Annotated in this window: 20 protein-coding genes; 17 read left to right on the top strand and 3 right to left on the bottom strand. The window is 70.4% G+C overall.

All coding sequences use genetic code 11. From position 1 onward, the window contains the following. Positions 1 to 73 precede the first annotated feature (73 nt). Positions 74 to 2,281 (bottom strand): elongation factor G-like protein EF-G2, encoded by a 2,208-nt coding sequence (locus tag ACWCXB_RS15940; protein WP_450723149.1) that lies wholly within the window; start codon positions 2,279 to 2,281, stop codon positions 74 to 76. A gap of 258 nt (positions 2,282 to 2,539) precedes the next feature. Here ACWCXB_RS15940 and pgsA point away from each other — a divergent pair, with 258 nt between their 5' ends. The 15 genes from pgsA to ACWCXB_RS16015 all read left to right on the top strand — a co-directional run bounded on the left by pgsA (position 2,540) and on the right by ACWCXB_RS16015 (position 17,874). Beyond that, the gene (pgsA, locus tag ACWCXB_RS15945) at positions 2,540 to 3,205 is read left to right on the top strand and encodes a phosphatidylinositol phosphate synthase (protein WP_450723151.1); all 666 of its coding nucleotides are present in this window, start codon (positions 2,540 to 2,542) and stop codon (positions 3,203 to 3,205) included. After that, positions 3,202 to 4,113 carry a phosphatidylinositol mannoside acyltransferase gene (locus ACWCXB_RS15950; protein ID WP_450723153.1) on the top strand — a complete coding sequence of 304 codons (912 nt, stop codon included), beginning with the start codon at positions 3,202 to 3,204 and terminating at the stop codon, positions 4,111 to 4,113. The genes pgsA and ACWCXB_RS15950 overlap by 4 nt, the downstream gene beginning before the upstream one ends. Further along, on the top strand, positions 4,110 to 5,318 hold the full coding sequence (locus ACWCXB_RS15955) for a glycosyltransferase family 4 protein (RefSeq protein WP_450723154.1): 1,209 nt from the start codon (positions 4,110 to 4,112) through the stop codon (positions 5,316 to 5,318). Before ACWCXB_RS15950 ends, ACWCXB_RS15955 begins: the two co-directional genes overlap by 4 nt. Before the next feature lie 155 nt (positions 5,319 to 5,473). Further along, positions 5,474 to 6,016, top strand: a complete 543-nt coding sequence (locus ACWCXB_RS15960) for a hypothetical protein (protein WP_450723156.1) — start codon at positions 5,474 to 5,476, stop codon at positions 6,014 to 6,016. 108 nt (positions 6,017 to 6,124) lie between these two features. After that, complete coding sequence (gene pdxS, locus ACWCXB_RS15965; protein WP_450723158.1) at positions 6,125 to 7,051, top strand: pyridoxal 5'-phosphate synthase lyase subunit PdxS; 927 nt, start codon at positions 6,125 to 6,127, stop codon at positions 7,049 to 7,051. A gap of 6 nt (positions 7,052 to 7,057) precedes the next feature. Next, a complete protein-coding gene (gene pdxT, locus ACWCXB_RS15970; protein WP_450723160.1) occupies positions 7,058 to 7,651 on the top strand; it encodes a pyridoxal 5'-phosphate synthase glutaminase subunit PdxT in 594 nt (197 codons plus the stop codon). A gap of 63 nt (positions 7,652 to 7,714) precedes the next feature. Next, positions 7,715 to 8,467: a YebC/PmpR family DNA-binding transcriptional regulator gene (locus ACWCXB_RS15975; RefSeq protein ID WP_450723162.1), complete on the top strand. Its 753-nt coding sequence runs from the start codon at positions 7,715 to 7,717 to the stop codon at positions 8,465 to 8,467. Between the two features lie 168 nt (positions 8,468 to 8,635). Beyond that, a complete protein-coding gene (ruvC, locus tag ACWCXB_RS15980) occupies positions 8,636 to 9,169 on the top strand; it encodes a crossover junction endodeoxyribonuclease RuvC (RefSeq protein WP_450723164.1) in 534 nt (177 codons plus the stop codon). Then, positions 9,166 to 9,777 carry a Holliday junction branch migration protein RuvA gene (gene ruvA, locus ACWCXB_RS15985; protein WP_450723166.1) on the top strand — a complete coding sequence of 204 codons (612 nt, stop codon included), beginning with the start codon at positions 9,166 to 9,168 and terminating at the stop codon, positions 9,775 to 9,777. Before ruvC ends, ruvA begins: the two co-directional genes overlap by 4 nt. A 123-nt stretch (positions 9,778 to 9,900) precedes the next feature. Continuing rightward, complete coding sequence (gene ruvB, locus ACWCXB_RS15990; protein ID WP_450723168.1) at positions 9,901 to 10,998, top strand: Holliday junction branch migration DNA helicase RuvB; 1,098 nt, start codon at positions 9,901 to 9,903, stop codon at positions 10,996 to 10,998. Positions 10,999 to 11,161: 163 nt separating this feature from the next. Continuing rightward, positions 11,162 to 11,641: a preprotein translocase subunit YajC gene (gene yajC, locus ACWCXB_RS15995; RefSeq protein WP_450723170.1), complete on the top strand. Its 480-nt coding sequence runs from the start codon at positions 11,162 to 11,164 to the stop codon at positions 11,639 to 11,641. Positions 11,642 to 11,788: 147 nt separating this feature from the next. Beyond that, on the top strand, positions 11,789 to 13,537 hold the full coding sequence (gene secD, locus ACWCXB_RS16000) for a protein translocase subunit SecD (RefSeq protein WP_450723172.1): 1,749 nt from the start codon (positions 11,789 to 11,791) through the stop codon (positions 13,535 to 13,537). 1 nt (position 13,538) lies between these two features. Continuing rightward, positions 13,539 to 14,660, top strand: a complete 1,122-nt coding sequence (gene secF / locus ACWCXB_RS16005) for a protein translocase subunit SecF (RefSeq protein ID WP_450723173.1) — start codon at positions 13,539 to 13,541, stop codon at positions 14,658 to 14,660. Continuing rightward, complete coding sequence (locus tag ACWCXB_RS16010; RefSeq protein WP_450723175.1) at positions 14,657 to 15,199, top strand: adenine phosphoribosyltransferase; 543 nt, start codon at positions 14,657 to 14,659, stop codon at positions 15,197 to 15,199. Before secF ends, ACWCXB_RS16010 begins: the two co-directional genes overlap by 4 nt. Before the next feature lie 167 nt (positions 15,200 to 15,366). After that, entirely contained in the window at positions 15,367 to 17,874 is a 2,508-nt protein-coding gene (locus ACWCXB_RS16015; protein WP_450723176.1) for a RelA/SpoT family protein, read from the top strand. A gap of 171 nt (positions 17,875 to 18,045) precedes the next feature. On the opposite strand, the gene ACWCXB_RS16020 is transcribed toward ACWCXB_RS16015, so the two are convergent. Continuing rightward, a complete protein-coding gene (locus tag ACWCXB_RS16020) occupies positions 18,046 to 19,275 on the bottom strand; it encodes a DUF349 domain-containing protein (RefSeq protein ID WP_450723178.1) in 1,230 nt (409 codons plus the stop codon). A 174-nt stretch (positions 19,276 to 19,449) separates the two neighbouring features. Further along, entirely contained in the window at positions 19,450 to 20,241 is a 792-nt protein-coding gene (locus ACWCXB_RS16025) for a peptidylprolyl isomerase (protein WP_450723180.1), read from the bottom strand. Positions 20,242 to 20,392: 151 nt separating this feature from the next. Here ACWCXB_RS16025 and ACWCXB_RS16030 point away from each other — a divergent pair, with 151 nt between their 5' ends. Then, positions 20,393 to 21,106: an MBL fold metallo-hydrolase gene (locus ACWCXB_RS16030; RefSeq protein ID WP_450723181.1), complete on the top strand. Its 714-nt coding sequence runs from the start codon at positions 20,393 to 20,395 to the stop codon at positions 21,104 to 21,106. An 11-nt stretch (positions 21,107 to 21,117) separates the two neighbouring features. Continuing rightward, positions 21,118 to 22,386, top strand: coding sequence for a histidine--tRNA ligase (hisS, locus tag ACWCXB_RS16035; RefSeq protein ID WP_450723183.1), 1,269 nt, complete (start codon positions 21,118 to 21,120; stop codon positions 22,384 to 22,386). The last annotated feature ends 135 nt before the right edge of the window (positions 22,387 to 22,521 follow it).

A 22,521-nucleotide genomic window follows, 5' to 3' on the forward strand; every position in this document is an offset into this window, starting at 1 on the left:
ACGCGCGAAGTGCCGCCCGCCGCAAGGGGGGTACGGCGGGCGGCACGCTCAACCGGTAGGGCAGCACCCCCAACTAGGAGCCGGCTTCCGCCTGTTCGCGGATCCTGTCGGCCAGTTGCGGAGGCATCGCCTCATGGCGTGCGTACGAGCGGTCGAAGCGCCCCGTGCCGTGCGAGATCGACCGCAGATCGACCGCGTACCGCCCGATCTCGATCTCCGGCACCTCGGCCCGCACCAACGTCCGGCCGGGGCCCGCCTGTTCGGTGCCGACCACCCGGCCGCGCCGGCCCGACAGATCGCTCATCACCGGGCCGACGTACTCGTCGGGCACCATCACCTGCACCTCGGCCACCGGCTCCAGCAGATGGATCCGCACATCGGCCGCCGCCTCGCGCAGCGCCAGCGCACCCGCCGTCTGGAACGCGGCGTCCGACGAGTCCACGGAATGCGCCTTGCCGTCCAGCAGCGTCACCCGCACGTCGACGAGGGGATAGCCCGCCGCGACGCCTTTCGCCGCCTGCGCCCGGACGCCCTTCTCCACCGACGGGATGAACTGCCGGGGGACCGCGCCGCCCACGACCTTGTCGACGAACTCGATCCCGGAGCCTGCCGGCAGCGGTTCGACCTCGATCTCGCAGATCGCGTACTGGCCGTGGCCGCCGGACTGCTTCACATGGCGGCCGCGCCCCGCCGACCGCTCGCCGAACGTCTCCCGCAGCGACACCTTGTGCGGGACCACGTCGACCTGGACCCCGTACCGGCTGCGCAGCCGCTCCAGCGCCACATCCATATGGGCCTCGCCCAGGCACCACAGCACCACTTGATGCGTGTCCTGGTTCTGCTCGAGCCGCATCGTCGGATCCTCGGCGACCAGCCGCGAGAGCCCCTGCGAGAGCCGGTCCTCGTCCGCCTTGCTGTGCGCCTGGATGGCCACCGGCAGCAGCGGGTCGGGCATGGCCCAGGGCTCCATCAGCAGCGGGTCGTCCTTCGAGGAGAGCGTGTCCCCGGTCTCCGCGCGCGCCAGCTTCGCGACGCACGCGAGGTCGCCCGCGATGCACTCGCCGACCGTGCGCTGCTGTTTGCCGAACGGCGACGACAGCGCGCCGATGCGCTCGTCGACGTCATGGTCCTCATGGCCGCGGTCCGCCAGCCCGTGCCCCGACACATGCACCGTCTCGTCCGGGCGCAGCGTCCCGGAGAACACCCGGACCAGCGACAGCCGGCCGACGTACGGGTCGGACGCGGTCCTGACCACCTCGGCGACCAGCGGCCCCGTCGGGTCGCAGCTGATCGCGGGGCGCTCCTTGCCCTCCGGTGTCGTGACCGCGGGGGCCTGACGCTCCAGCGGGGTCGGGAAACCGCCGGTGATCAGCTCCAGCAGCTCGACCGTGCCGAGCCCCTTCTTCCCGCCGTCGGTGGCGGGCGCCGCGGCCAGCACCGGATGGAAGACGCCGCGTGCGACGGCCTTCTCCAGGTCGTCGATGATCGTCTTGAGGTCGATCTCCTCGCCGCCCAGATAGCGGTCCATGAGGGTCTCGTCCTCGCTCTCCGAGATGATCCCCTCGATGAGCCGGTTGCGGGCCTCCTCGATCAGCGGCAGCTGGTCGGGACCGGGCTCACTCTCCGTACGCACGCCGGAGGAGTACTCGAACAGCTTCTGTGACAGCAGCCCGATCAGCCCGGTCACGGGCGCGTGCCCGTCCGCGGCCTCGGGGCCGTGCAGGGGCAGATAGAGCGGCAGTACGGCGTCGGGGTCGTCGCCGCCGAAGATCTGTCCGCAGACCCGCGTCAGCTCCTCGAAACCGGTACGGGCCGTCTCCAGGTGCGTGACCACGATCGCCCGGGGCATGCCGACCGCCGCGCACTCCTCCCACACCATGCGGGTCGAACCCGCGACGGCGTCGGCCTCCTGGGCCGCGGAGACGACGAAAAGGGCCGCGTCCGCGGCTCGCAGACCGGCCCTGAGTTCCCCGACGAAGTCGGCGTATCCGGGGGTATCCAGCAGGTTGATCTTGTACCCGCCCCATTCGACCGGGACGAGGCTGAGCTGTACGGAGCGTTGCTGCCGGTGCTCGATCTCGTCGTAGTCCGAGACCGACGCCCCGTCTTCGACCCGGCCGGCCCTGTTGACCGCCCCCGCGGTCAGTGCGAGAGCCTCGACCAGCGTCGTCTTGCCCGATCCACTGTGGCCGACCAGCACCACATTCCGTACGGATGTCGGCCGGTCGGCCGTTGTCGCCCTGCCGGCGGCTCCGGGGTGTGCGTTCGCCTTGTCGCCCATGATTGTCCTCCCGACTGCTTGCACGGTGAGGTGTGAGGGCGCGGACCCGGGGGAGCCGACTGGGGATGCCCTCGGCCGATGGCGAGGGGGGAGCTCCGGCGATGCCCGCGGTGGTCTTTCGAGCTTTCCACTCCCGTCATGGTGCGTCCATACGTCGTACGCGACCGGGGGAGTCAGCTGGCGTGGGACGGTCGTGACTACGATGGGCCCGCCGGCGGCCGTAGGGGCCGCTCGGCCCTCCGACCCCTCGGGAAGGCCATGCTGAACAAGTACGCGCGTGCGTTTTTCACGCGTGTCCTCACGCCGTTCGCCGCGTTTCTTCTCCGTCGCGGAGTGAGCCCGGACGCGGTCACGCTCATCGGCACGGCCGGGGTCATGGTGGGCGCGCTGGTGTTCTTTCCGCGCGGAGAGTTCTTCTGGGGGACCATCGTCATTACCCTGTTCGTCTTCTCGGACCTCGTCGACGGGAACATGGCGCGCCAGGCCGGGGTCTCCAGCCGCTGGGGCGCCTTCCTCGACTCGACGTTGGACCGGGTCGCGGACGGTGCGATCTTCGGCGGCTTCGCCCTCTGGTACGCGGGCAACGGCGACGACAACGTGTTGTGCGCGGTGGCCATCTTCTGTCTGGCAAGCGGGCAGGTGGTCTCGTACACGAAGGCGCGCGGCGAGTCGATCGGACTGCCGGTCGCGGTGAACGGGCTGGTGGAGCGGGCCGAGCGGCTCGTCATCTCGCTGGTCGCCGCGGGCCTGGCGGGGCTTGGCGCCTTCGGGGTGCCCGGGGTCAGCGTCCTGCTGCCGATCGCGCTGTGGATCGTTGCGGTGGGGTCGCTGGTCACTCTGGGCCAGCGGGTGGTGACGGTACGCCGGGAGGCGGCCGAGGCGGACGCGGCGGCGTCCTCGGAGGGGAGTGGGGCGGCCTCATGAAGGACCGGCTGACGGACACGCTGTACGGGCTCGGCTGGGCCACGGTGAAGAAGCTCCCCGAGCCGGTGGCGGCGGCACTGGGCCGGGCCGTCGCCGACACGACCTGGAAGCGGCGCGGCAAGGGCGTCCTGCGCCTCGAGGCGAATCTGGCCCGGGTGGTGCCCGACGCGAGTCCCGAGCGGCTCGCCGAGCTCTCGAAGGCCGGCATGCGCTCGTACATGCGCTACTGGATGGAGTCGTTCCGGCTGCCCACCTGGAGCCAGGAGCGCGCCAGGCAGAGCTTCGACCTCATGGGCCTGAACCGCCTCACCGACGGTCTCGCCGCCGGCAAGGGCGTGGTCGTTGCGCTGCCCCACCTCGCCAACTGGGACCTCGCCGGGGTCTGGCTCAGCCGCGCCCAGGGGATCCCGTTCACGACGGTCGCCGAGCGGCTCAAGCCGGAGACCCTGTACGACCGGTTCGTCGCCTACCGCGAGTCGCTGGGCATGGAGGTCGTGCCGCACACCGGCGGCTCCGCCTTCGGCACGCTGGCGCGCCGGCTGCGGGACGGCGGTGTGGTCTGCCTGGTCGCCGACCGTGATCTGTCCGCGTCGGGTGTCGAGGTCAAGTTCTTCGGCGAGACGGCCCGGATGCCCGCAGGGCCCGCGCTCCTCGCGCAGCAGACCGGGGCGCTCCTGATGCCCGCGACCCTCTGGTACGACGACACCCCGGTGATGAAGGGCCGCATCCATCCGCCCATCGATGTACCCGAGACAGGTACCCGGGCCGAGAAGACGTCTGTCATGACACAGGCGCTGGCCGATGCCTTCGCCACCGGGATCGCCGACCATCCGGAGGACTGGCACATGCTGCAGCGCTTGTGGCTGGCGGACCTCGACACCACAGGGCCCGAGGAGCGGCGGACGTGAAGATCGGCATCGTCTGCCCGTACTCGTGGGACGTTCCGGGCGGCGTCCAGTTCCACATCAGGGACCTGGCCGAGCATCTGATCCGGCTCGGCCACGAGGTGTCGGTCCTCGCCCCGGCGGACGACGACACACCGGTGCCTCCGTACGTCGTCCCGGCCGGCCGCGCCGTGCCCGTGCCGTACAACGGCTCGGTCGCCCGGCTCAACTTCGGCTTCCTGTCCGCGGCGCGGGTGCGCCGGTGGCTGCACGACGGCACCTTCGACGTCATCCACATCCACGAGCCGGCCTCGCCGTCGCTCGGGCTGCTGACCTGCTGGGCGGCCCAGGGCCCGATCGTCGCCACGTTCCACACGTCGAACCCGCGGTCGCGGGCGATGATCGCCGCGTATCCGATCCTCCAGCCCGCCCTGGAGAAGATCAGCGCACGCATCGCGGTCAGCGAGTACGCGCGGCGGACCCTCGTCGAACACCTGGGCGGCGACGCCGTCGTCATCCCGAACGGTGTCGACGTCGACTTCTTCGCCCGGGCCGAGCCGCGGGCGGAGTGGCAATCAGAAGAGGCGCGAAGCCCGGCTGCGGGCGGTGGTGGGAGACGGGCGGGCGGCACGATCGGCTTCATCGGCCGCATCGACGAGCCCCGCAAGGGTCTTCCGGTGCTCATGAAGGCGCTCCCGAAGATCCTTGCGGAGCGGCCGGAGACACGGCTGCTCGTGGCGGGGCGCGGCGACGAGCAGGAGGCCGTCGAGTCCCTCCCGAAGGAGATGCGCTCCCGCGTGGAGTTCCTCGGAATGGTGAGTGACGAGGACAAGGCGCGGCTGCTGCGCAGCGTCGACTTGTACGTCGCCCCCAACACCGGCGGCGAGAGCTTCGGCATCATCCTGGTCGAGGCGCTGTCGGCGGGCGCGCCGGTGCTCGCCTCCGACCTGGACGCCTTCGCCCAGGTCCTGGACCAGGGCGTGGTGGGCGAGCTCTTCACCAACGAGGACGCGGACGCGCTCGCCGCGGCGGCGCTGCGGCTCCTGGCCGACCCGGCGCGCCGGGAGGAGCTGCGGGCGAAGGGCAGCGCGCATGTGCGGCGCTTCGACTGGTCGACGGTGGCGGCGGACATCCTCGCGGTCTACGAGACGGTGACGGACGGCGCGGCCTCCGTCGCCGCGGACGAACGCCCGGGCCTGATGGCCCGCTTCGGCCTGGCGCGGGACTAGGCCCTGTCCGGCCGATCTTGCCGGGCTGATCCGGCCTGATCGACCGGACAGGACCTAGGTGGGGGCGGAGCCCCGGTCCAGGCGCCGTGCGGGGCCGGTCGGGACCGCACGGGGCCGTCCGGAGGCACCCCGCACCCCCGGTAGATTGACCCGCCGTGACCGCAACCCTGATCTGGATCCTCGTCGCGCTCGTCGTCATCGGCCTCTACCTGAGCTGGACCGCCGGCCGCCTCGACCGCCTGCACGCGCGGATCGACGCCGCCCGTGCCGCCCTGGACGCGCAGCTCCTGCGCAGGGCCTCGGTCACCCAGGAGCTGGCCACATCGGGCGTGCTCGACCCTGCCGCGTCGATCGTGCTGTACGAGGCCGCGCACGCCGCCCGCCAGGCCGACGAGGAGCACCGCGAGGTCGCCGAGAGCGAGCTGAGCCAGGCTCTGCGGGCCGTGTTCGGGGAGCCGGAGCAGGTGGAGGTCGTACGGGAGGCACCCGGTGGCGACGACGCCGCGAACGAGCTTGCGGCGGCGGTACGGCGCGTGCCCATGGCCAGGCGGTTCCACAACGACGCCGTACGCGCCGCACGGGCGCTGCGCCGCCATCGCAAGGTCCGCTGGTTCCGGCTGGCAGGCCACGCGCCGTTCCCGCTGGCGTTCGAGATGGACGACGAGCCGCCGACGGCGCTGGCGGACCGTCCCTCGTAGCCGTTCGCCCGCCTTTCGCCGAAAAGGAGCCACACGCTCCACATTGGCACTTGCAGTGGCCTGGTGCCGGACGGTTTCCTCTTCGGAGCACCAACCCGTCGTCACCGAATGAGGTCGATCGTGTCCAGCACGTTCTCCAACTCCCCGCAGGCCCCCGAGACCGGCACCGCGCGCGTCAAGCGCGGCATGGCCGAGCAGCTCAAGGGCGGCGTGATCATGGACGTGGTCAACGCCGAGCAGGCGAAGATCGCCGAGGACGCGGGCGCCGTCGCCGTCATGGCCCTGGAGCGGGTCCCGGCCGACATCCGCAAGGACGGCGGCGTGGCCCGTATGTCCGACCCGAACATGATCGAGGAGATCATCGAGGCGGTCTCCATCCCGGTCATGGCCAAGTCCCGGATCGGCCACTTCGTCGAGGCCCAGGTCCTGCAGTCCCTCGGCGTCGACTACATCGACGAGTCCGAGGTCCTGACCCCGGCCGACGAGGTCAACCACTCCGACAAGTGGGCCTTCACGACCCCGTTCGTCTGCGGCGCCACCAACCTGGGCGAGGCCCTGCGCCGTATCGCCGAGGGCGCGGCCATGATCCGCTCGAAGGGCGAGGCCGGCACCGGCAACGTCGTCGAGGCCGTCCGCCACCTGCGTCAGATCAAGAACGAGATCGGCCACCTGCGCGCCCTGGACCACAACGAGCTGTACGCCGCCGCCAAGGAGCTGCGCGCCCCGTACGAGCTCGTCGCCGAGGTCGCCCAGCTCGGCAAGCTTCCGGTCGTGCTCTTCTCCGCCGGTGGCGTCGCCACCCCGGCCGACGCCGCCCTGATGCGCCAGCTCGGCGCCGAGGGCGTCTTCGTCGGCTCCGGCATCTTCAAGTCGGGCGACCCGGCCAAGCGTGCCGCCGCCATCGTGAAGGCCACCACCTTCTACGACGACCCGAAGATCATCGCGGACGCCTCCCGCAACCTGGGCGAGGCCATGGTCGGCATCAACTGCGACACCCTGCCCGAGGCCGAGCGCTACGCCAACCGCGGCTGGTAATCACCCATGAACACCCCCGTGATCGGTGTCCTGGCACTCCAGGGCGACGTACGGGAGCACCTGATCGCCCTGGCCGCGGCTGACGCCGTGGCCAGGCCGGTCCGGCGCCCCGAGGAGCTCGCCGAGGTCGACGGCCTCGTCATACCGGGCGGCGAGTCCACCACCATCTCCAAGCTGGCCCATCTCTTCGGCATGATGGAGCCGCTGCGTGAGCGCGTGCGCGCCGGAATGCCGGTGTACGGCACCTGCGCCGGCCTGATCATGCTCGCCGAGAAGATCCTCGACCCGCGCTCGGGCCAGGAGACCATCGGCGGGATCGACATGATCGTGCGCCGCAACGCCTTCGGCCGCCAGAACGAGTCCTTCGAGTCCGCCGTCGACTTCACGGGCATCGAGGGCGACCCCGTCGAGGGCGTCTTCATCCGCGCCCCGTGGGTCGAGTCCGTGGGCGCCACCGCCGAGGTGCTCGCCGAGCACGGCGGCCACATCGTCGCCGTACGGCAGGGAAACGCGCTCGCCACGTCGTTCCACCCGGAACTGACCGGAGACCACCGCGTGCACGCCCTGTTCGTGGACATGGTGCGCGGCGCCGCGCACTGACCCGGTCCCGGTAGGATCACTGGCGAACGCAGCAGAGATTGGTTACGCGAAGGAGACAGGCAGATGTCCGGCCACTCTAAATGGGCCACGACGAAGCACAAGAAGGCCGTGATCGACGCCAAGCGCGGCAAGCTCTTCGCGAAGCTGATCAAGAACATCGAGGTCGCGGCCCGCACGGGCGGCGCCGACGTCGACGGCAACCCGACCCTCTTCGACGCCATCCAGAAGGCGAAGAAGAGCTCGGTACCGAACAAGAACATCGACTCGGCGGTCAAGCGCGGCGCGGGTCTCGAGGCCGGTGGCGCCGACTACGAGACGATCATGTACGAGGGTTACGGCCCGAACGGTGTCGCGGTGCTCATCGAGTGCCTCACCGACAACCGCAACCGCGCCGCCTCCGACGTCCGTGTCGCCATGACCCGCAACGGCGGTTCCATGGCCGACCCCGGCTCGGTGTCGTACCTCTTCAACCGCAAGGGCGTTGTCGTCCTGCCCAAGGGCGAGCTGTCCGAGGACGACGTCCTGGGTGCGGTCCTGGACGCCGGTGCCGAGGAGGTCAACGACCTCGGTGAGAGCTTCGAGGTCATCAGCGAGGCCACCGACCTGGTCGCGGTCCGCACCGCGCTCCAGGAGAACGGCATCGACTACGACTCGGCCGAGGCCAACTTCGTCCCGACCATGCAGGTCGAGCTGGACGAGGAGGGCGCGCGCAAGATCTTCAAGCTCATCGACGCGCTGGAGGACAGCGACGACGTGCAGAACGTCTTCGCCAACTTCGACGTCTCGGACGACGTCATGGAGAAGGTCGACGCCTGACGCAGGCCCGACGAGCACACCGCCGGCCCGACGGATCCCTCCGTCGGGCCGGTCGGCTTTTCGGCCCCGCGGCCCCGCGGCCCCGCGTCGCCGCGCCCCCGCGCCGCGCGGACCGGCCTGTCAGTGGCACCGGGTAGCCTGCACCAGTTGACGAAGGAAGGAGGGGGAGTGCGCGTTCTGGGGGTCGACCCGGGGCTGACCCGGTGCGGCATCGGCGTGGTCGAGGGCGTCGCCGGCCGCCCGTTGACGATGCTCGGCGTCGGTGTCGTCCGTACCCCGGCCGACGCGGACATCGGCCATCGGCTGGTCGCCATCGAGCGCGGCATCGAGGAATGGCTGGATACGCACCGGCCCGAACTGGTCGCGGTGGAGCGGGTGTTCAGCCAGCACAATGTGCGTACGGTCATGGGTACGGCGCAGGCGAGCGCGGTCGCCATGCTGTGCGCGGCCCGCCGTGGACTGCCCGTCGCCCTCCACACCCCCAGCGAGGTCAAGGCCGCCGTCACCGGCAGCGGCCGCGCCGACAAGGCCCAGGTCGGCGCCATGGTCACCCGGCTGCTGCGGCTCGACGCGCCACCGAAGCCCGCCGACGCGGCCGACGCGCTCGCCCTCGCCATCTGCCACATCTGGCGCGCCCCCGCGCAGAACCGCCTCCAGCAGGCGGTCGCCGCACACCACGCACTGAAAGGCCGAACCGCATGATCGCCTTTGTGAGCGGCCCGGTCGCCGCTCTCGCCCCGACGACCGCCGTGATCGAGGTCGGCGGCATCGGCATGGCCGTGCAGTGCACGCCGAACACACTGTCCGAGCTGAGGATCGGTCAGGAGGCCAGGCTCGCCACGTCGTTGGTCGTCCGGGAGGACTCGCTGACGCTGTACGGCTTCGCCGACGACGACGAGCGTCAGGTCTTCGAGCTGCTCCAGACCGCGAGCGGCGTCGGCCCCCGCCTCGCCCAGGCGATGCTCGCGGTGCACAGCCCCGACGCCCTGCGCCGCGCGGTGGCCACGGACGACGAAAAGGCGCTGACGGCCGTGCCCGGCATCGGCAAGAAGGGCGCCCAGAAGCTGCTCCTGGAACTGAAGGACCGCCTCGGCGAGCCCATCGGATCCGCTGCCCGCGCGGTCGGATCGCCGGTCACCCAGTCCTGGCGCGATCAGCTGCACGCCGCGCTCATCGGCCTCGGCTACGCGACACGCGAGGCCGACGAGGCCGTCACCGCGGTGACGCCCCAGGCGGAGGCGGCAGCCGGCGAGCCTCAGATCGGCCGGCTGCTCAGGGCCGCTCTCCAGACCCTGAACCGCACCCGCTGAGTCCGCTCCCCGGCAGGTCCGGGGAGCAGACCGACACCGAGACCGACCACCAGCGGTCCCGCCCGCGCCGCATCGCCGGCAGCGGGCCCGGGACCGGCCCGAGAAGACCGCGAGGCACACCTCATGGATTGGGACGACACCAGCAGCGAGACGCAGGCCGCCGCCGCGGCCGAGCGACTCGTCGGGGCATCCGCCGACGGCGAGGACCAGGCCGTCGAGGCCGCCCTGCGGCCCAAGTCGCTGGACGAGTTCGTCGGCCAGGAGCGCGTGCGCGAGCAGCTCGACCTCGTCCTGAAAGCGGCCCTCGCGCGCGGCGCCACCGCAGACCACGTCCTGCTCTCCGGCGCGCCCGGGCTCGGCAAGACCACCCTCTCCATGATCATCGCCGCGGAGATGGGCGCCCCGATCCGCATCACCTCGGGGCCCGCCATCCAGCACGCGGGCGACCTCGCCGCGATCCTGTCCTCGCTCCAGGAGGGCGAGGTGCTCTTCCTCGACGAGATCCACCGGATGTCCCGGCCCGCCGAGGAGATGCTGTACATGGCGATGGAGGACTTCCGCGTCGATGTCATCGTCGGCAAGGGACCCGGTGCCACCGCCATTCCGCTGGAGCTTCCGCCGTTCACCCTGGTCGGCGCCACCACCCGGGCCGGACTGCTGCCCCCGCCGCTGCGCGACCGCTTCGGGTTCACCGCGCACATGGAGTTCTACGAGCCCGCCGAGCTGGAGCGCGTCATCCACCGCTCGGCCCGGCTCCTCGACGTGGAGATCGATACGGACGGCGCCGCCGAGATCGCCGGCCGCTCCCGCGGCACGCCCCGTATCGCCAACCGGCTGCTGCGCCGTGTGCGGGACTACACCCAGGTCAAGGCGGACGGCCGGATCACCCGCGACATCGCCGCCGCCGCCCTCGGGGTGTACGAGGTGGACGCGCGCGGGCTCGACCGGCTCGACCGCGCCGTGCTCCGGGCACTCCTCAAGCTGTTCGGCGGCGGGCCCGTCGGCCTGTCCACGCTGGCCGTGGCCGTGGGGGAGGAGCGCGAGACGGTCGAGGAGGTCGCCGAGCCCTTCCTCGTACGGGAGGGCCTGCTCGCCCGTACCCCGCGCGGCCGGATCGCGACGCCCGCGGCATGGGCGCATCTCGGCCTCGTACCGCCCCAGCACGGCGGGGGAGCGAACGGCACGGGTGCAAGCGGACAACAGGGTCTGTTCGGGGCGTGACGGCGCGGAGGGTCGCCGGGCCGGGAACCACGGTGCCATGCTGGGCGTTGTTCCATCGATGCGGACTCGCTTAGACTCCGCCGATGCCGCCCTTCAAGGTCGGCGTGCCCACCCCCGTAGATCAGGCCGCTACCAGCGCGGTCGTGCGAAGGAATTCCGTCCCGTGGATATCGTGACCCTCCTCCCCTTCATCGTGCTCATCGGGGCCATGTTCCTGATGACCCGCTCTGCCAAGAAGAAGCAGCACGCGGCGGCCCAGATGCGCAACCAGATGCAGCCCGGCACGGGTGTGCGGACCATCGGGGGCCTGTACGCCACCGTCAAGGAGGTCACCGAGGACACGGTCCTCCTCGAGGCCGCGCCCGGCGTCCACCTCGTCTTCGCGAAGAACGCCATCGGTGCGGTCCTCGACGACGAGGAGTACAACCGGATCGTGCACGGCGACGGTGACGACGACCTCAAGAGCGACACCCCGGTCGTCCCGGACGACGCCTCCTCCCTGACCGAGGACGCCAAGGACGGCAAGATCGACCTGGGCAAGAAGGACGAGGCGGACGACGCCGGCACCGCACCCGAGGTCAAGGACGCCAAGGACGACGTCAAGGACGACGAGAAGACCGACGGCGACACCGACGCGAAGTAACAGCGACCGGGGACCGCGGGGCGCCTGATCGGCGACGACCGCGGTCCCCAGTTCGTGCCGACACTGCGGGGGCAGGTCCCCACAACACTTCGTGGCCGCCCCGTCGCACACCCGGCGCGGGACGGTTGGACAGGGAGAAACGAGAAGGTGGCAGCACCGAAGAAGGGCCGAAAGGCGCCGGGGGGTCAGGGGAGGCCGGGGCGTACCCTCGCGCTGATGCTGATCGTCATGGCCGCTCTCATCGGCGGGATGTTCTGGTCCGGGGACACCACACCGCGACTGGGTATCGACCTCGCGGGCGGTACGACGATCACGCTCAAGGCCGTGGCGGAGCCCGGCAAGGAGAGCGCGGTCAACGAGACCAACATGAACACGGCGGTCGGCATCATCGAGCGCCGTGTCAACGGTCTGGGAGTCTCCGAGTCCGAGGTCCAGACCCAGGGCGAAGAGAACATCATCGTCAACATCCCCAAGGGGACGAATTCGGAGCAGGCCCAGAAGCAGGTGGGCACCACGGCCCAGCTGTACTTCCGGCCCGTCCTGAATGTCGCGGCCGGTGGCCCTGTGACGCCGGAGCCCTCCGCGAGCACGTCCCCGAGCGCCAGCCCTTCGGGCAAGGGTGACGACGGCAAGGACAAGGCGACCGCCCCGTCCGGTGCGCCGACCGCCAGCCCCACCACGCAGGGACGTGCCGTCACCGACGCGCTGAAGGCCCCTTCGCCCACGCCGACCGGCTCCGCGTCGAACCCGCCCGCGGCGACGCCGACTCCGACGCCGACGGCCGACGCGGCGACCGTCGCGCTCCAGAAGAAGTTCACCGAGCTGAACTGCCTCGACTACAAGGCCCGTGTCAGCGTGGCCAGGGGCACCAAGCCCGAGGACCCGATCGTCGCGTGCGGCAAGAACAGCGCGGGCCAGTGGGAGAAGTACCTCCTGGGCCCGGCCGAGGTCGACGGCCGTGACGTCGACGACGCGAAGGGCGTGCTCGACCCGCAGCGCGGCATGTGGATCGTCCAGATGAACTTCACGAGCGAGGGCTCGAAGAAGTTCTCGAAGATCACCAGCAAGCTGTCGCAGCTGCCCTCGCCGCAGAACCAGTTCGCGATCGTTCTCGACGGCGATGTCGTCTCGGCCCCGCAGGTCAACCAGACGCTCAGCGCGAACGCCGAGATCTCCGGCAGCTTCACCCAGCAGTCCGCCCAGGACCTGGGCAACATCCTGAGCTACGGTGCGCTCCCGCTGAGCTTCGACCAGCAGAGCGTCACCACCGTCACCGCCGCGCTCGGCGGCGAGCAGCTCAAGGCCGGCCTCATCGCCGGCGCCATCGGCCTCGCGCTCGTCGTGATCTACCTGGTGGTCTACTACCGCGGTCTGTCGATCGTCGCCCTGCTCAGCCTCCTGGTCTCGGCGATCCTCACGTACACCTTGATGTCGCTGCTCGGCCCGGCGATCGGCTTCGCGCTGAACCTCCCGGCGGTCTGCGGCGCCATCGTCGCAATCGGTATCACCGCCGACTCGTTCATCGTGTACTTCGAGCGCATCCGCGACGAGATCCGCGAGGGCCGGACGCTCCGCCCGGCCGTCGAGCGTGCCTGGCCGCGCGCCCGGCGCACGATCCTGGTGTCCGACTTCGTGTCGTTCCTCGCCGCCGCGGTGCTCTTCATCGTCACCGTCGGCAAGGTCCAGGGCTTCGCGTTCACGCTCGGCCTGACCACCCTGCTCGACGTCGTCGTGGTGTTCTTCTTCACCAAGCCGCTGATGACGCTCCTCGCCCGCAGGAAGTTCTTCGCGAGCGGTCACCCCTGGTCCGGACTGGACCCGAAGCGACTCGGGGCCAAGCCGCCGCTGCGCCGCTCGCGCCGTGTCTCCGCCCCCATCGACCCGAAGGAGGCGTGAGATGTCGCGTCTCGGCACCATCGGCGCCAGGCTCTACCGCGGCGAGGTCGGCTACGACTTCATCGGCAAGCGGAAGATCTGGTACGGCATCTCGATCCTGATCACCATCACGGCCATCCTCGGCCTGGCGGTGCGGGGTCTCAACATGGGCATCGAGTTCAAGGGCGGTGCCGTCTTCACCACCCCGAAGACGAGCGTGTCCGTCTCCCAGGCCCAGGAGTACGCGCAGGAGGCCTCCGGGCACCCCGCGATCGTCCAGAAGCTCGGCAACGACACGCTGCGGATCCAGGTCAGCGAGCTGGGCACCGCCGAGGCCAGCGAGGTGGGCAAGCAGCTCGCCGAGGACATGAACATCAAGGGCGAGATCAACGCCGAGCTGGTCGGCCCCAGCTGGGGTGAGCAGATCGCCAACAAGGCGTGGACCGGCCTCGCCGTGTTCATGCTCCTCGTGGTGATCTATCTGGCGATCGCCTTCGAATGGAGAATGGCGCTCGCCGCCCTCGTGGCCCTGATCCACGACATCACGATCACGGTCGGTATCTACGCCCTGGTCGGGTTCGAGGTCACGCCGGGTACGGTGATCGGTCTGCTGACCATCCTCGGTTATTCGCTGTACGACACGGTGGTCGTCTTCGACAGCCTCAAGGAAGGCACGAAGGACATCACCAAGCAGACCCGCTGGACGTACAGCGAGATCGCCAACCGTTCCATCAACGGCACGCTGGTGCGCTCGATCAACACCACGGTCGTGGCGCTCCTGCCGGTCGCCGGTCTGCTGTTCATCGGCGGCGGCTTCCTCGGCGCGGGCATGCTCAACGACATCTCGCTGTCGCTGTTCGTCGGTCTCGCGGCCGGTGCGTACTCGTCGATCTTCATCGCCACTCCGCTGGTCGCCGACCTGAAGGAGCGCGAGCCGCAGATGAAGGCCCTGAAGAAGCGGGTCCTCGCCAAGCGCGCGGCCGCCGCCGCCAAGGGCGAGTCCGCCGAGGACGCGGATGCGGACGGGGAGGGCCCGGGGGCCGAGCCGCACGACGCGGTGTCCGGCGCGACCGCCACGGGCGGCACGGTCGTCGGTCAGCGCGGCCATGGCCGCGGACGTCCCTCGTCGGGGAAGCGCCGATGACCCCCGGTAAGCGGGAGCTGCTGCTCAGCCGCATCCGTGACGTGCCGGACTACCCGAAGCCGGGCGTGATGTTCAAGGACATCACGCCGCTGCTCGCGGACCCGGCCGCGTTCACGGCGCTGACGGAGACCCTCGCCGAGCTGTGCGTCCGCCACGGCGCGACGAAGATCGTCGGCCTGGAGGCCCGCGGCTTCATCCTGGCCGCGCCCGTCGCGGTCCGGGCCGGGATCGGTTTCATCCCCGTACGCAAGGCGGGCAAGCTCCCCGGAGCGACCCTGGCGCAGGCGTACGAGCTGGAGTACGGCACGGCCGAGATCGAGGTGCACGCCGAGGACCTCGGCGCGGACGACCGTGTCATGGTCATCGACGACGTCCTCGCCACGGGCGGCACGGCGGAGGCCTCGCTGGAGCTGATCCGCCGGGCCGGCGCCGAGGTCGCGGGCGTCGCGATACTGATGGAGCTGGGCTTCCTCGGCGGGCGTGCCCGGCTGGAGCGCGCTCTGCGAGGCGCCCCGCTCGAGGCTCTGATCACGATCTGAGCAGCTCAGGACCCGCATACGGCGGTTCGGAACGGGCACCCGGGAACACCGGGTGCCCGTTCCGCGTTGTGGACAGTCCCCGTCCCGGGGCGAGGTGAACGCCCGGGGTCGATACCATGGCCTTTCCGGGCCTGACCGGGGGACCCGGATCCGCACGAGGAGTGCTCTTGCCAGACGAGGCCCAGCCCGCCACCGCGCAGCCCGAGCAGCACGCCGACAAGGCTGTGGCGGCTCCTGTCACGCCCGAGAAGAAGTCCGCGGAGCAGCCCGAGGCCGCGGCCCCGCCGGAGCGTGCGAACGGCTCGGCCCCCGCACCCGCCCCCGTATCCGCCGCGAAGCCCACGCCCGCCCCGGCGACGCGCTCCGGCGGAGGTTCCTCGAACCGGGTCCGCGCCCGCCTCGCCCGTCTCGGTGTGCAGCGCTCCAGCCCGTACAACCCGGTCCTGGAGCCCCTGCTCCGGATCGTCCGGAGCAACGATCCGAAGATCGAGACGTCCACGCTCCGCCAGATCGAGCGGGCCTATCAGGTCGCCGAGCGCTGGCACCGCGGCCAGAAGCGCAAGAGCGGCGACCCGTACATCACGCACCCCCTCGCCGTCACCACCATCCTCGCCGAGCTCGGCATGGACCCGGCGACGCTGATGGCGGGCCTGCTGCACGACACCGTCGAGGACACCGAGTACGGCCTGGACACCCTGCGCCGCGACTTCGGCGACCAGGTCGCGCTCCTCGTCGACGGCGTCACCAAGCTCGACAAGGTCAAGTTCGGCGAGGCCGCGCAGGCCGAGACCGTACGCAAGATGGTCGTCGCCATGGCCAAGGACCCGCGCGTCCTGGTCATCAAGCTCGCCGACCGCCTGCACAACATGCGCACCATGCGCTATCTCAAGCGGGAGAAGCAGGAGAAGAAGGCCCGCGAGACCCTGGAGATCTACGCTCCGCTGGCGCACCGGCTGGGCATGAACACCATCAAGTGGGAGCTGGAGGACCTCGCCTTCGCGATCCTCTACCCCAAGATGTACGACGAGATCGTGCGGCTCGTCGCCGAGCGCGCGCCCAAGCGCGACGAGTACCTCGCCATAGTGACCGACGAGGTCCAGTCCGACCTGCGCGCCGCCCGCATCAAGGCCACCGTCACCGGCCGCCCGAAGCACTACTACAGCGTCTACCAGAAGATGATCGTCCGCGGCCGTGACTTCGCGGAGATCTACGACCTGGTCGGCATCCGCGTCCTCGTCGACACCGTCCGCGACTGCTACGCGGCGCTCGGCACCGTCCACGCCCGCTGGAACCCGGTCCCGGGGCGGTTCAAGGACTACATCGCGATGCCGAAGTTCAACATGTACCAGTCGCTGCACACGACGGTCATCGGACCCAACGGCAAGCCCGTCGAGCTCCAGATCCGTACGTTCGACATGCACCGCCGTGCCGAGTACGGCATCGCCGCGCACTGGAAGTACAAGCAGGAGACCGTCGCCGGCGCCTCCAAGATCCGTACCGACGTGCCCAAGGCCGCCAGGGGCAGCGCGGGCCACGACACCGTCAACGACATGGCGTGGCTGCGGCAGCTCCTGGACTGGCAGAAGGAGACCGAGGACCCGGGCGAGTTCCTGGAGTCCCTGCGCTTCGACCTGTCCCGCAACGAGGTCTTCGTCTTCACGCCGAAGGGCGACGTCATAGCGCTCCCCGCGGGCGCCACCCCCGTCGACTTCGCGTACGCCGTCCACACCGAGGTCGGCCACCGCACCATAGGCGCCCGCGTCAACGGCCGTCTCGTACCGCTCGAATCCACCCTGGACAACGGTGACTTGGTGGAGGTCTTCACCTCCAAGGCCACCGGCGCCGGACCGTCCCGGGACTGGCTCGGCTTCGTCAAGTCGCCGCGGGCGAGGAACAAGATCCGGGCCTGGTTCTCCAAGGAGCGCCGGGACGAGGCGATCGAGCAGGGCAAGGACGCCATCGCCCGCGCCATGCGCAAGCAGAACCTGCCGATCCAGCGCATCCTCACCGGCGACTCGCTGGTGACGCTGGCGCACGAGATGCGCTACCCCGACATCTCCTCGCTGTACGCGGCGATCGGCGAGGGCCATGTCGCCGCCCAGGGCGTCGTCCAGAAGCTCGTCCAGGCCCTCGGCGGCGAGGAGGCCGCCACCGAGGACATCGCCGAGTCCGTCCCGCCGTCCCGCACCCGCGGCCGCAAGCGCCGCGCCGCCGCCGACCCCGGTGTCGTCGTCAAGGGCACCGAGGACGTCTGGGTGAAGCTCGCCCGCTGCTGCACGCCCGTCCCCGGCGACCCGATCATCGGCTTCGTCACCCGCGGCAGCGGCGTCTCGGTCCACCGCGCGGACTGCGTCAACGTGGACTCGCTGTCCCAGCAACCCGAGCGGATCCTCGAGGTCGAGTGGGCGCCCACCCAGTCCTCGGTCTTCCTGGTCGCCATACAGGTCGAGGCCCTGGACCGCTCCCGGCTCCTCTCGGACGTCACCCGCGTCCTGTCGGACCAGCACGTCAACATTCTGTCGGCGGCCGTCCAGACCTCCCGCGACCGCGTCGCCACCTCGCGCTTCACCTTCGAGATGGGCGACCCCAAGCACCTCGGCCACGTCCTCAAGGCGGTCCGGGGCGTGGAGGGCGTGTACGACGTGTACCGGGTGACGTCGGCGAGGCGCCCGTAGCACCTGTGGGGCTCGTTGTGAGCCCGTCCGGGGTCCTTTCCCCTCACGCCCGCAGGGCGTAGGTGGAGATCGAGGACGGACACGCGGGCCGACCGCGGTGGTCACCGCCCCGCCTCGCACGTACGAAGGCCCCGGTACGGATTCCCGTACCGGGGCCTTCGTCACGGCCTGTCAGCCGCCGAACTCCTCCAGGCCCTTCAGCGCCTGGTCCAACAGCGCCTGCCGGCCCTCGAGCTCCTTCGCGAGCTTGTCCGCCCTGGCGTTGTTGCCGGCCGCACGCGCCGCGTCGATCTGCTGACGCAGCTTGTCGACCGCCGCCTGCAGCTGGCCCGTCAGACCCTCGGCACGCGCCCGCGCCTCCGGGTTGGTGCGGCGCCACTCGGCCTCCTCGGCCTCCTGGATCGCGCGCTCCACCGTGTGCATCCTGCCCTCGACCTTCGGGCGAGCGTCACGCGGGACATGACCGATGGCCTCCCAGCGCTCGTTGATGGAACGGAAGGCGGCACGGGCGGCCTTCAGATCCGTCACCGGCACGAGCTTCTCGGCCTCGGCCGCGAGCTCTTCCTTGAGCTTCAGGTTCTCGGTCTGCTCCGCGTCGCGCTCGGCGAAGACCCCACTGCGGGCGGCGAAGAAGACGTCCTGGGCGCCGCGGAAACGGTTCCACAGGTCGTCCTCGTGCTCGCGCTGGGCGCGGCCCGCGGCCTTCCACTCGGTCATCAGCTCGCGATAACGCGCTGCCGTGACACCCCAGTCCGTCGAACCGGACAGCGACTCGGCCTCGGCGACCAGCCGCTCCTTCGTCTGCCGGGCCACCTCGCGCTGCGCGTCCAGCGAGGCGAAGTGCGCCTTGCGGCGCTTGGAGAACGCCGAGCGCGCGTGCGAGAAGCGGTGCCACAGCTCGTCGTCGGACTTCCGGTCGAGCCGGGGCAGGCCCTTCCAGGTGTCCACCAGCGCCCGCAGCCGCTCACCGGCCGCCCGCCACTGCTCGCTCTGCGCCAGCTCCTCGGCCTCCGCGACCAGCGCCTCCTTGGCGTGCCTGGCCTCGTCGGTCTGCTTGGCCTTCTGTGCCTTGCGCTCCTCGCGGCGCGCCTCGACGGTCGCGACGAGCGCGTCCAGGCGCTTGCGCAGAGCGGCGAGGTCACCGACGGCGTGATGCTCGTCGACCTGCTGACGGATGTGATCGATGGCGGCCATCGCGTCCTTGGCCGACAGGTCGGTGGTCTTCACCCGCTTCTCGAGGAGGCCGATCTCGACAACCAAGCCCTCGTACTTGCGCTCGAAGTAGGCCAGTGCCTCCTCGGGAGTACCGGCCTGCCACGATCCGACGACCTGCTCGCCCTCGGAAGTCCGCACGTACACGGTGCCCGTCTCGTCGACGCGGCCCCACGGGTCGCTGCTCACAGCGCCTCCTCCACATGATGCCTGCGAGGGGGGTACTCCCCCTGGGCATCGTCCACAGTTTCCTGGACGGGCCTCGCCCGTCTTCCACAACGCGAGCCGGCCCGCGCTGCACAACGCCAATCTAGGCGACCGGCCGCCCGGCTGTCCGCACTCGGCGCCGCCGAATTCGCCGGGTCACGCCTTGCTGACCGCCGCCTTCTTGATGGTGACCGCCTTCTTGGGAGCGCCGTCCGTCGCGCCGCCTTCGACACCGCCCGCGGCGACCGCCTTGACCGTGTCCAGGCCGGTCTTGTCCATGGTGCCGAACGGCGTGTAGCCGGGAGGCAGTTTGCTGTCCTTGTAGACGAGGAAGAACTGGCTGCCGCCGCTGTTCGGCTGTCCGGTGTTCGCCATCGCCACGGTGCCGGCCTTGTATGTCACGGTGCCGTCCGCGGCCGCCTTGCCGAGTCCCGTGAGGTTCTCGTCCGGGATCGTGTAGCCGGGGCCACCGGTGCCGTCTCCCTTCGGGTCGCCGCACTGCAGCACGAAGATGCCGTCCGTGGTGAGCCGGTGACACTTCGTGCTGTCGAAGAAGCCCTTGTCCGCGAGGTGCTTGAACGAGTTCACCGTGCGCGGCGTCTTCGCGGCGTCCATCGCGACGGAGATGTCGCCCTGGCTGGTCTTGAGCGACATCGTGTACTTGGCCTTCGCGTCGATGGCCATCGCGGGCTCCGGCGAGCTGCTCTCGCCGTCCGTGGGCGTTGCGGAGGGGGTCGACTCGGCCGCCGAGTCACTGCTGCCGGAGTCACCGTCCGCAAGGCCGACCGAGGCATACGCCGCGGCGCCCGCGGCCAGTGCCACGGCGAGTGCTGCGGCGATGACGGTGTTGCGGCGCTTGGCCTTCCGCCGGCCCTCTTCTCGGCGCTGCTGCTGCCGCTCGAACTTCTCCCTGGCGAGCTGCCGCCGCCGCTGATCGCTGCTGACCACCGGGTCTTCTCCTCGTAATGGTGTGATCCGTTCGGGCGCGTGTGCCCGTACCGTATACGGGTTGGCTGTGAAATGAGCAGCGCCGGTAGGCTCTGACCTGTTGCAATTCGATACAGCAACATCCCCGTCGGACGACACATCGAGGACGATCGTGCTTATTGCCGGGTTCCCCGCAGGGGCCTGGGGGACCAACTGTTACCTGGTCGCCCCGGCCGCAGGCGAGGAGTGCGTGATCATCGACCCGGGCCACCAGGCCGCCCAGGGAGTCGAGGAGACGCTCAAGAAGCATCGGCTCAAGCCTGTCGCCGTGATGCTCACCCACGGCCACATCGACCATGTCGCCTCCGTCGTCCCGGTCTGCGGAGCCCATGACGTACCGGCGTGGATCCACCCCTCCGACCGGTACATGATGAGCGACCCGGAGAAGGCGCTCGGCCGCTCCATCGGGATGCAGCTCATGGGCGAGCTGACGGTGGGGGAGCCGGACGACGTCCACGAGCTGACGGACGGCGCCTCGCTGAAGCTGGCGGGTCTGGAGCTGACCGTGTCGCACGCGCCCGGCCATACCAAGGGGTCGGTGACCTTCAGCCTGCCCGAGGCCGCGGACATCCCGCCGGTCTTCTTCTCGGGCGATCTGCTCTTCGCCGGCTCCATCGGACGCACCGACCTGCCCGGCGGTGACATGGCCGAGATGCTCGACTCGCTGGCCCGCGTGTGCCTGCCCCTCGACGACTCGACCGTGGTGCTGTCCGGCCACGGCCCCCAGACGACCATCGGCCGCGAGCGCGCCGCCAACCCCTACTTGAGGGAAGTGGCCGCCGGCCAGGGAGACGGAACGACCGCCGCTCCCCGACGAGGAATGTGACGAGACTTTTCGTGAGTACTTTCCAGGCCCCCAAGGGCACGTACGACCTGATCCCGCCGGACTCCGCGAAGTACCTGGCGGTGCGTGAGGCGATCGCCGCGCCGCTGAGGAACTCCGGCTACGGCTACATCGAGACGCCGGGCTTCGAGAACGTCGAGCTGTTCGCTCGCGGTGTCGGCGAGTCCACCGACATCGTCACCAAGGAGATGTACGCCTTCGAGACCAAGGGTGGCGACAAGCTCGCTCTGCGCCCCGAGGGAACCGCGTCCGTGCTGCGCGCGGCGCTGGAGGCCAACCTCCACAAGGCGGGCAACCTGCCCGTCAAGCTCTGGTACTCGGGCTCGTACTACCGCTACGAGCGCCCGCAGAAGGGCCGCTACAGGCACTTCTCGCAGGTCGGCGCCGAGGCGATCGGTGCCGAGGACCCGGCGCTCGACGCCGAGCTGATCATCCTGGCCGACCAGGCGTATCGCTCGCTGGGCCTGCGCAACTTCCGCATCCTGCTGAACTCGCTCGGTGACAAGGAGTGCCGTCCCGTCTACCGCGACGCGCTCCAGGGCTTCCTGCGTGGCCTTGACCTGGACGAGGACACCCGGCGCCGCGTCGACATCAACCCGCTGCGGGTTCTCGACGACAAACGCGACGCGGTCCAGAAGCAGCTGGTGGGCGTGCCGCTGCTGCACGACTACCTGTGCGACGCGTGCAAGGCGTACCACGAGGAGGTGCGCGAGCTGCTCACCGCGGCGGGTGTGGTGTACGAGGACGACGAGAAGCTGGTGCGCGGCCTGGACTACTACACGCGCACGACGTTCGAGTTCGTCCACGACGGTCTCGGCTCGCAGTCCGCGGTGGGCGGCGGCGGGCGCTACGACGGTCTGTCCGAGATGATCGGCGGCCCGGCGCTGCCTTCGGTGGGCTGGGCGCTGGGTGTGGACCGTACGGTCCTGGCGCTGGAGGCCGAGGGCATCGAGCTCGAACTCCCCGCCAGCACCAGCGTGTTCGCGGTCCCGCTCGGCGAGGAGGCGCGCCGCGTCCTCTTCGGTGTCGTCACGCAGCTGCGCAAGGAGGGCGTCGCCGCGGACTTCTCGTACGGCGGCAAGGGCCTCAAGGGCGCGATGAAGAGCGCGAACAGGAGCGGCGCGCGGTTCGCGATCGTTGCCGGCGAGCGGGATCTCGCGGAGGGCGTCGTCCAGCTCAAGGACATGGAGTCCGGTGAGCAGACTGCGGTTGCCGTGGACAACGTGATCACGGAGATCCGGGCGAAGCTCGTACGGCTGTGAGTGCGAGGGCCCGGACCGTTCCACCGCGGTCCGGGCCTTCGCCATGGCCGGCTACCGCGCTTGCTTATGTCCATCGAACGGTGGACAGGGCCTCTCGTGCGGCAGAATGACCGTGCCCCCAGCAGCCACCGAGTG

The organism is Streptomyces sp. NPDC001514 (genome assembly GCF_053597075.1).

Bases quoted from the DNA above. Each gene is read 5' to 3' on its own strand.
- ACWCXB_RS16010 (WP_450723175.1), top strand. From the start codon at position 14,657: ATGACCCCCGGTAAGCGGGAGCTGCTGCTCAGCCGCATCCGTGACGTG.
- ruvB (WP_450723168.1), top strand. From the start codon at position 9,901: ATGGATTGGGACGACACCAGCAGCGAGACGCAGGCCGCCGCCGCGGCC.
- pdxS (WP_450723158.1), top strand. From the start codon at position 6,125: ATGAGGTCGATCGTGTCCAGCACGTTCTCCAACTCCCCGCAGGCCCCC.
- ruvA (WP_450723166.1), top strand. From the start codon at position 9,166: ATGATCGCCTTTGTGAGCGGCCCGGTCGCCGCTCTCGCCCCGACGACC.
- ACWCXB_RS15950 (WP_450723153.1), top strand. From the start codon at position 3,202: ATGAAGGACCGGCTGACGGACACGCTGTACGGGCTCGGCTGGGCCACG.
- secF (WP_450723173.1), top strand. From the start codon at position 13,539: ATGTCGCGTCTCGGCACCATCGGCGCCAGGCTCTACCGCGGCGAGGTC.
- pdxT (WP_450723160.1), top strand. From the start codon at position 7,058: ATGAACACCCCCGTGATCGGTGTCCTGGCACTCCAGGGCGACGTACGG.
- pgsA (WP_450723151.1), top strand. From the start codon at position 2,540: ATGCTGAACAAGTACGCGCGTGCGTTTTTCACGCGTGTCCTCACGCCG.
- ACWCXB_RS15940 (WP_450723149.1), bottom strand. From the start codon at position 2,281: ATGGGCGACAAGGCGAACGCACACCCCGGAGCCGCCGGCAGGGCGACA.
- ACWCXB_RS15975 (WP_450723162.1), top strand. From the start codon at position 7,715: ATGTCCGGCCACTCTAAATGGGCCACGACGAAGCACAAGAAGGCCGTG.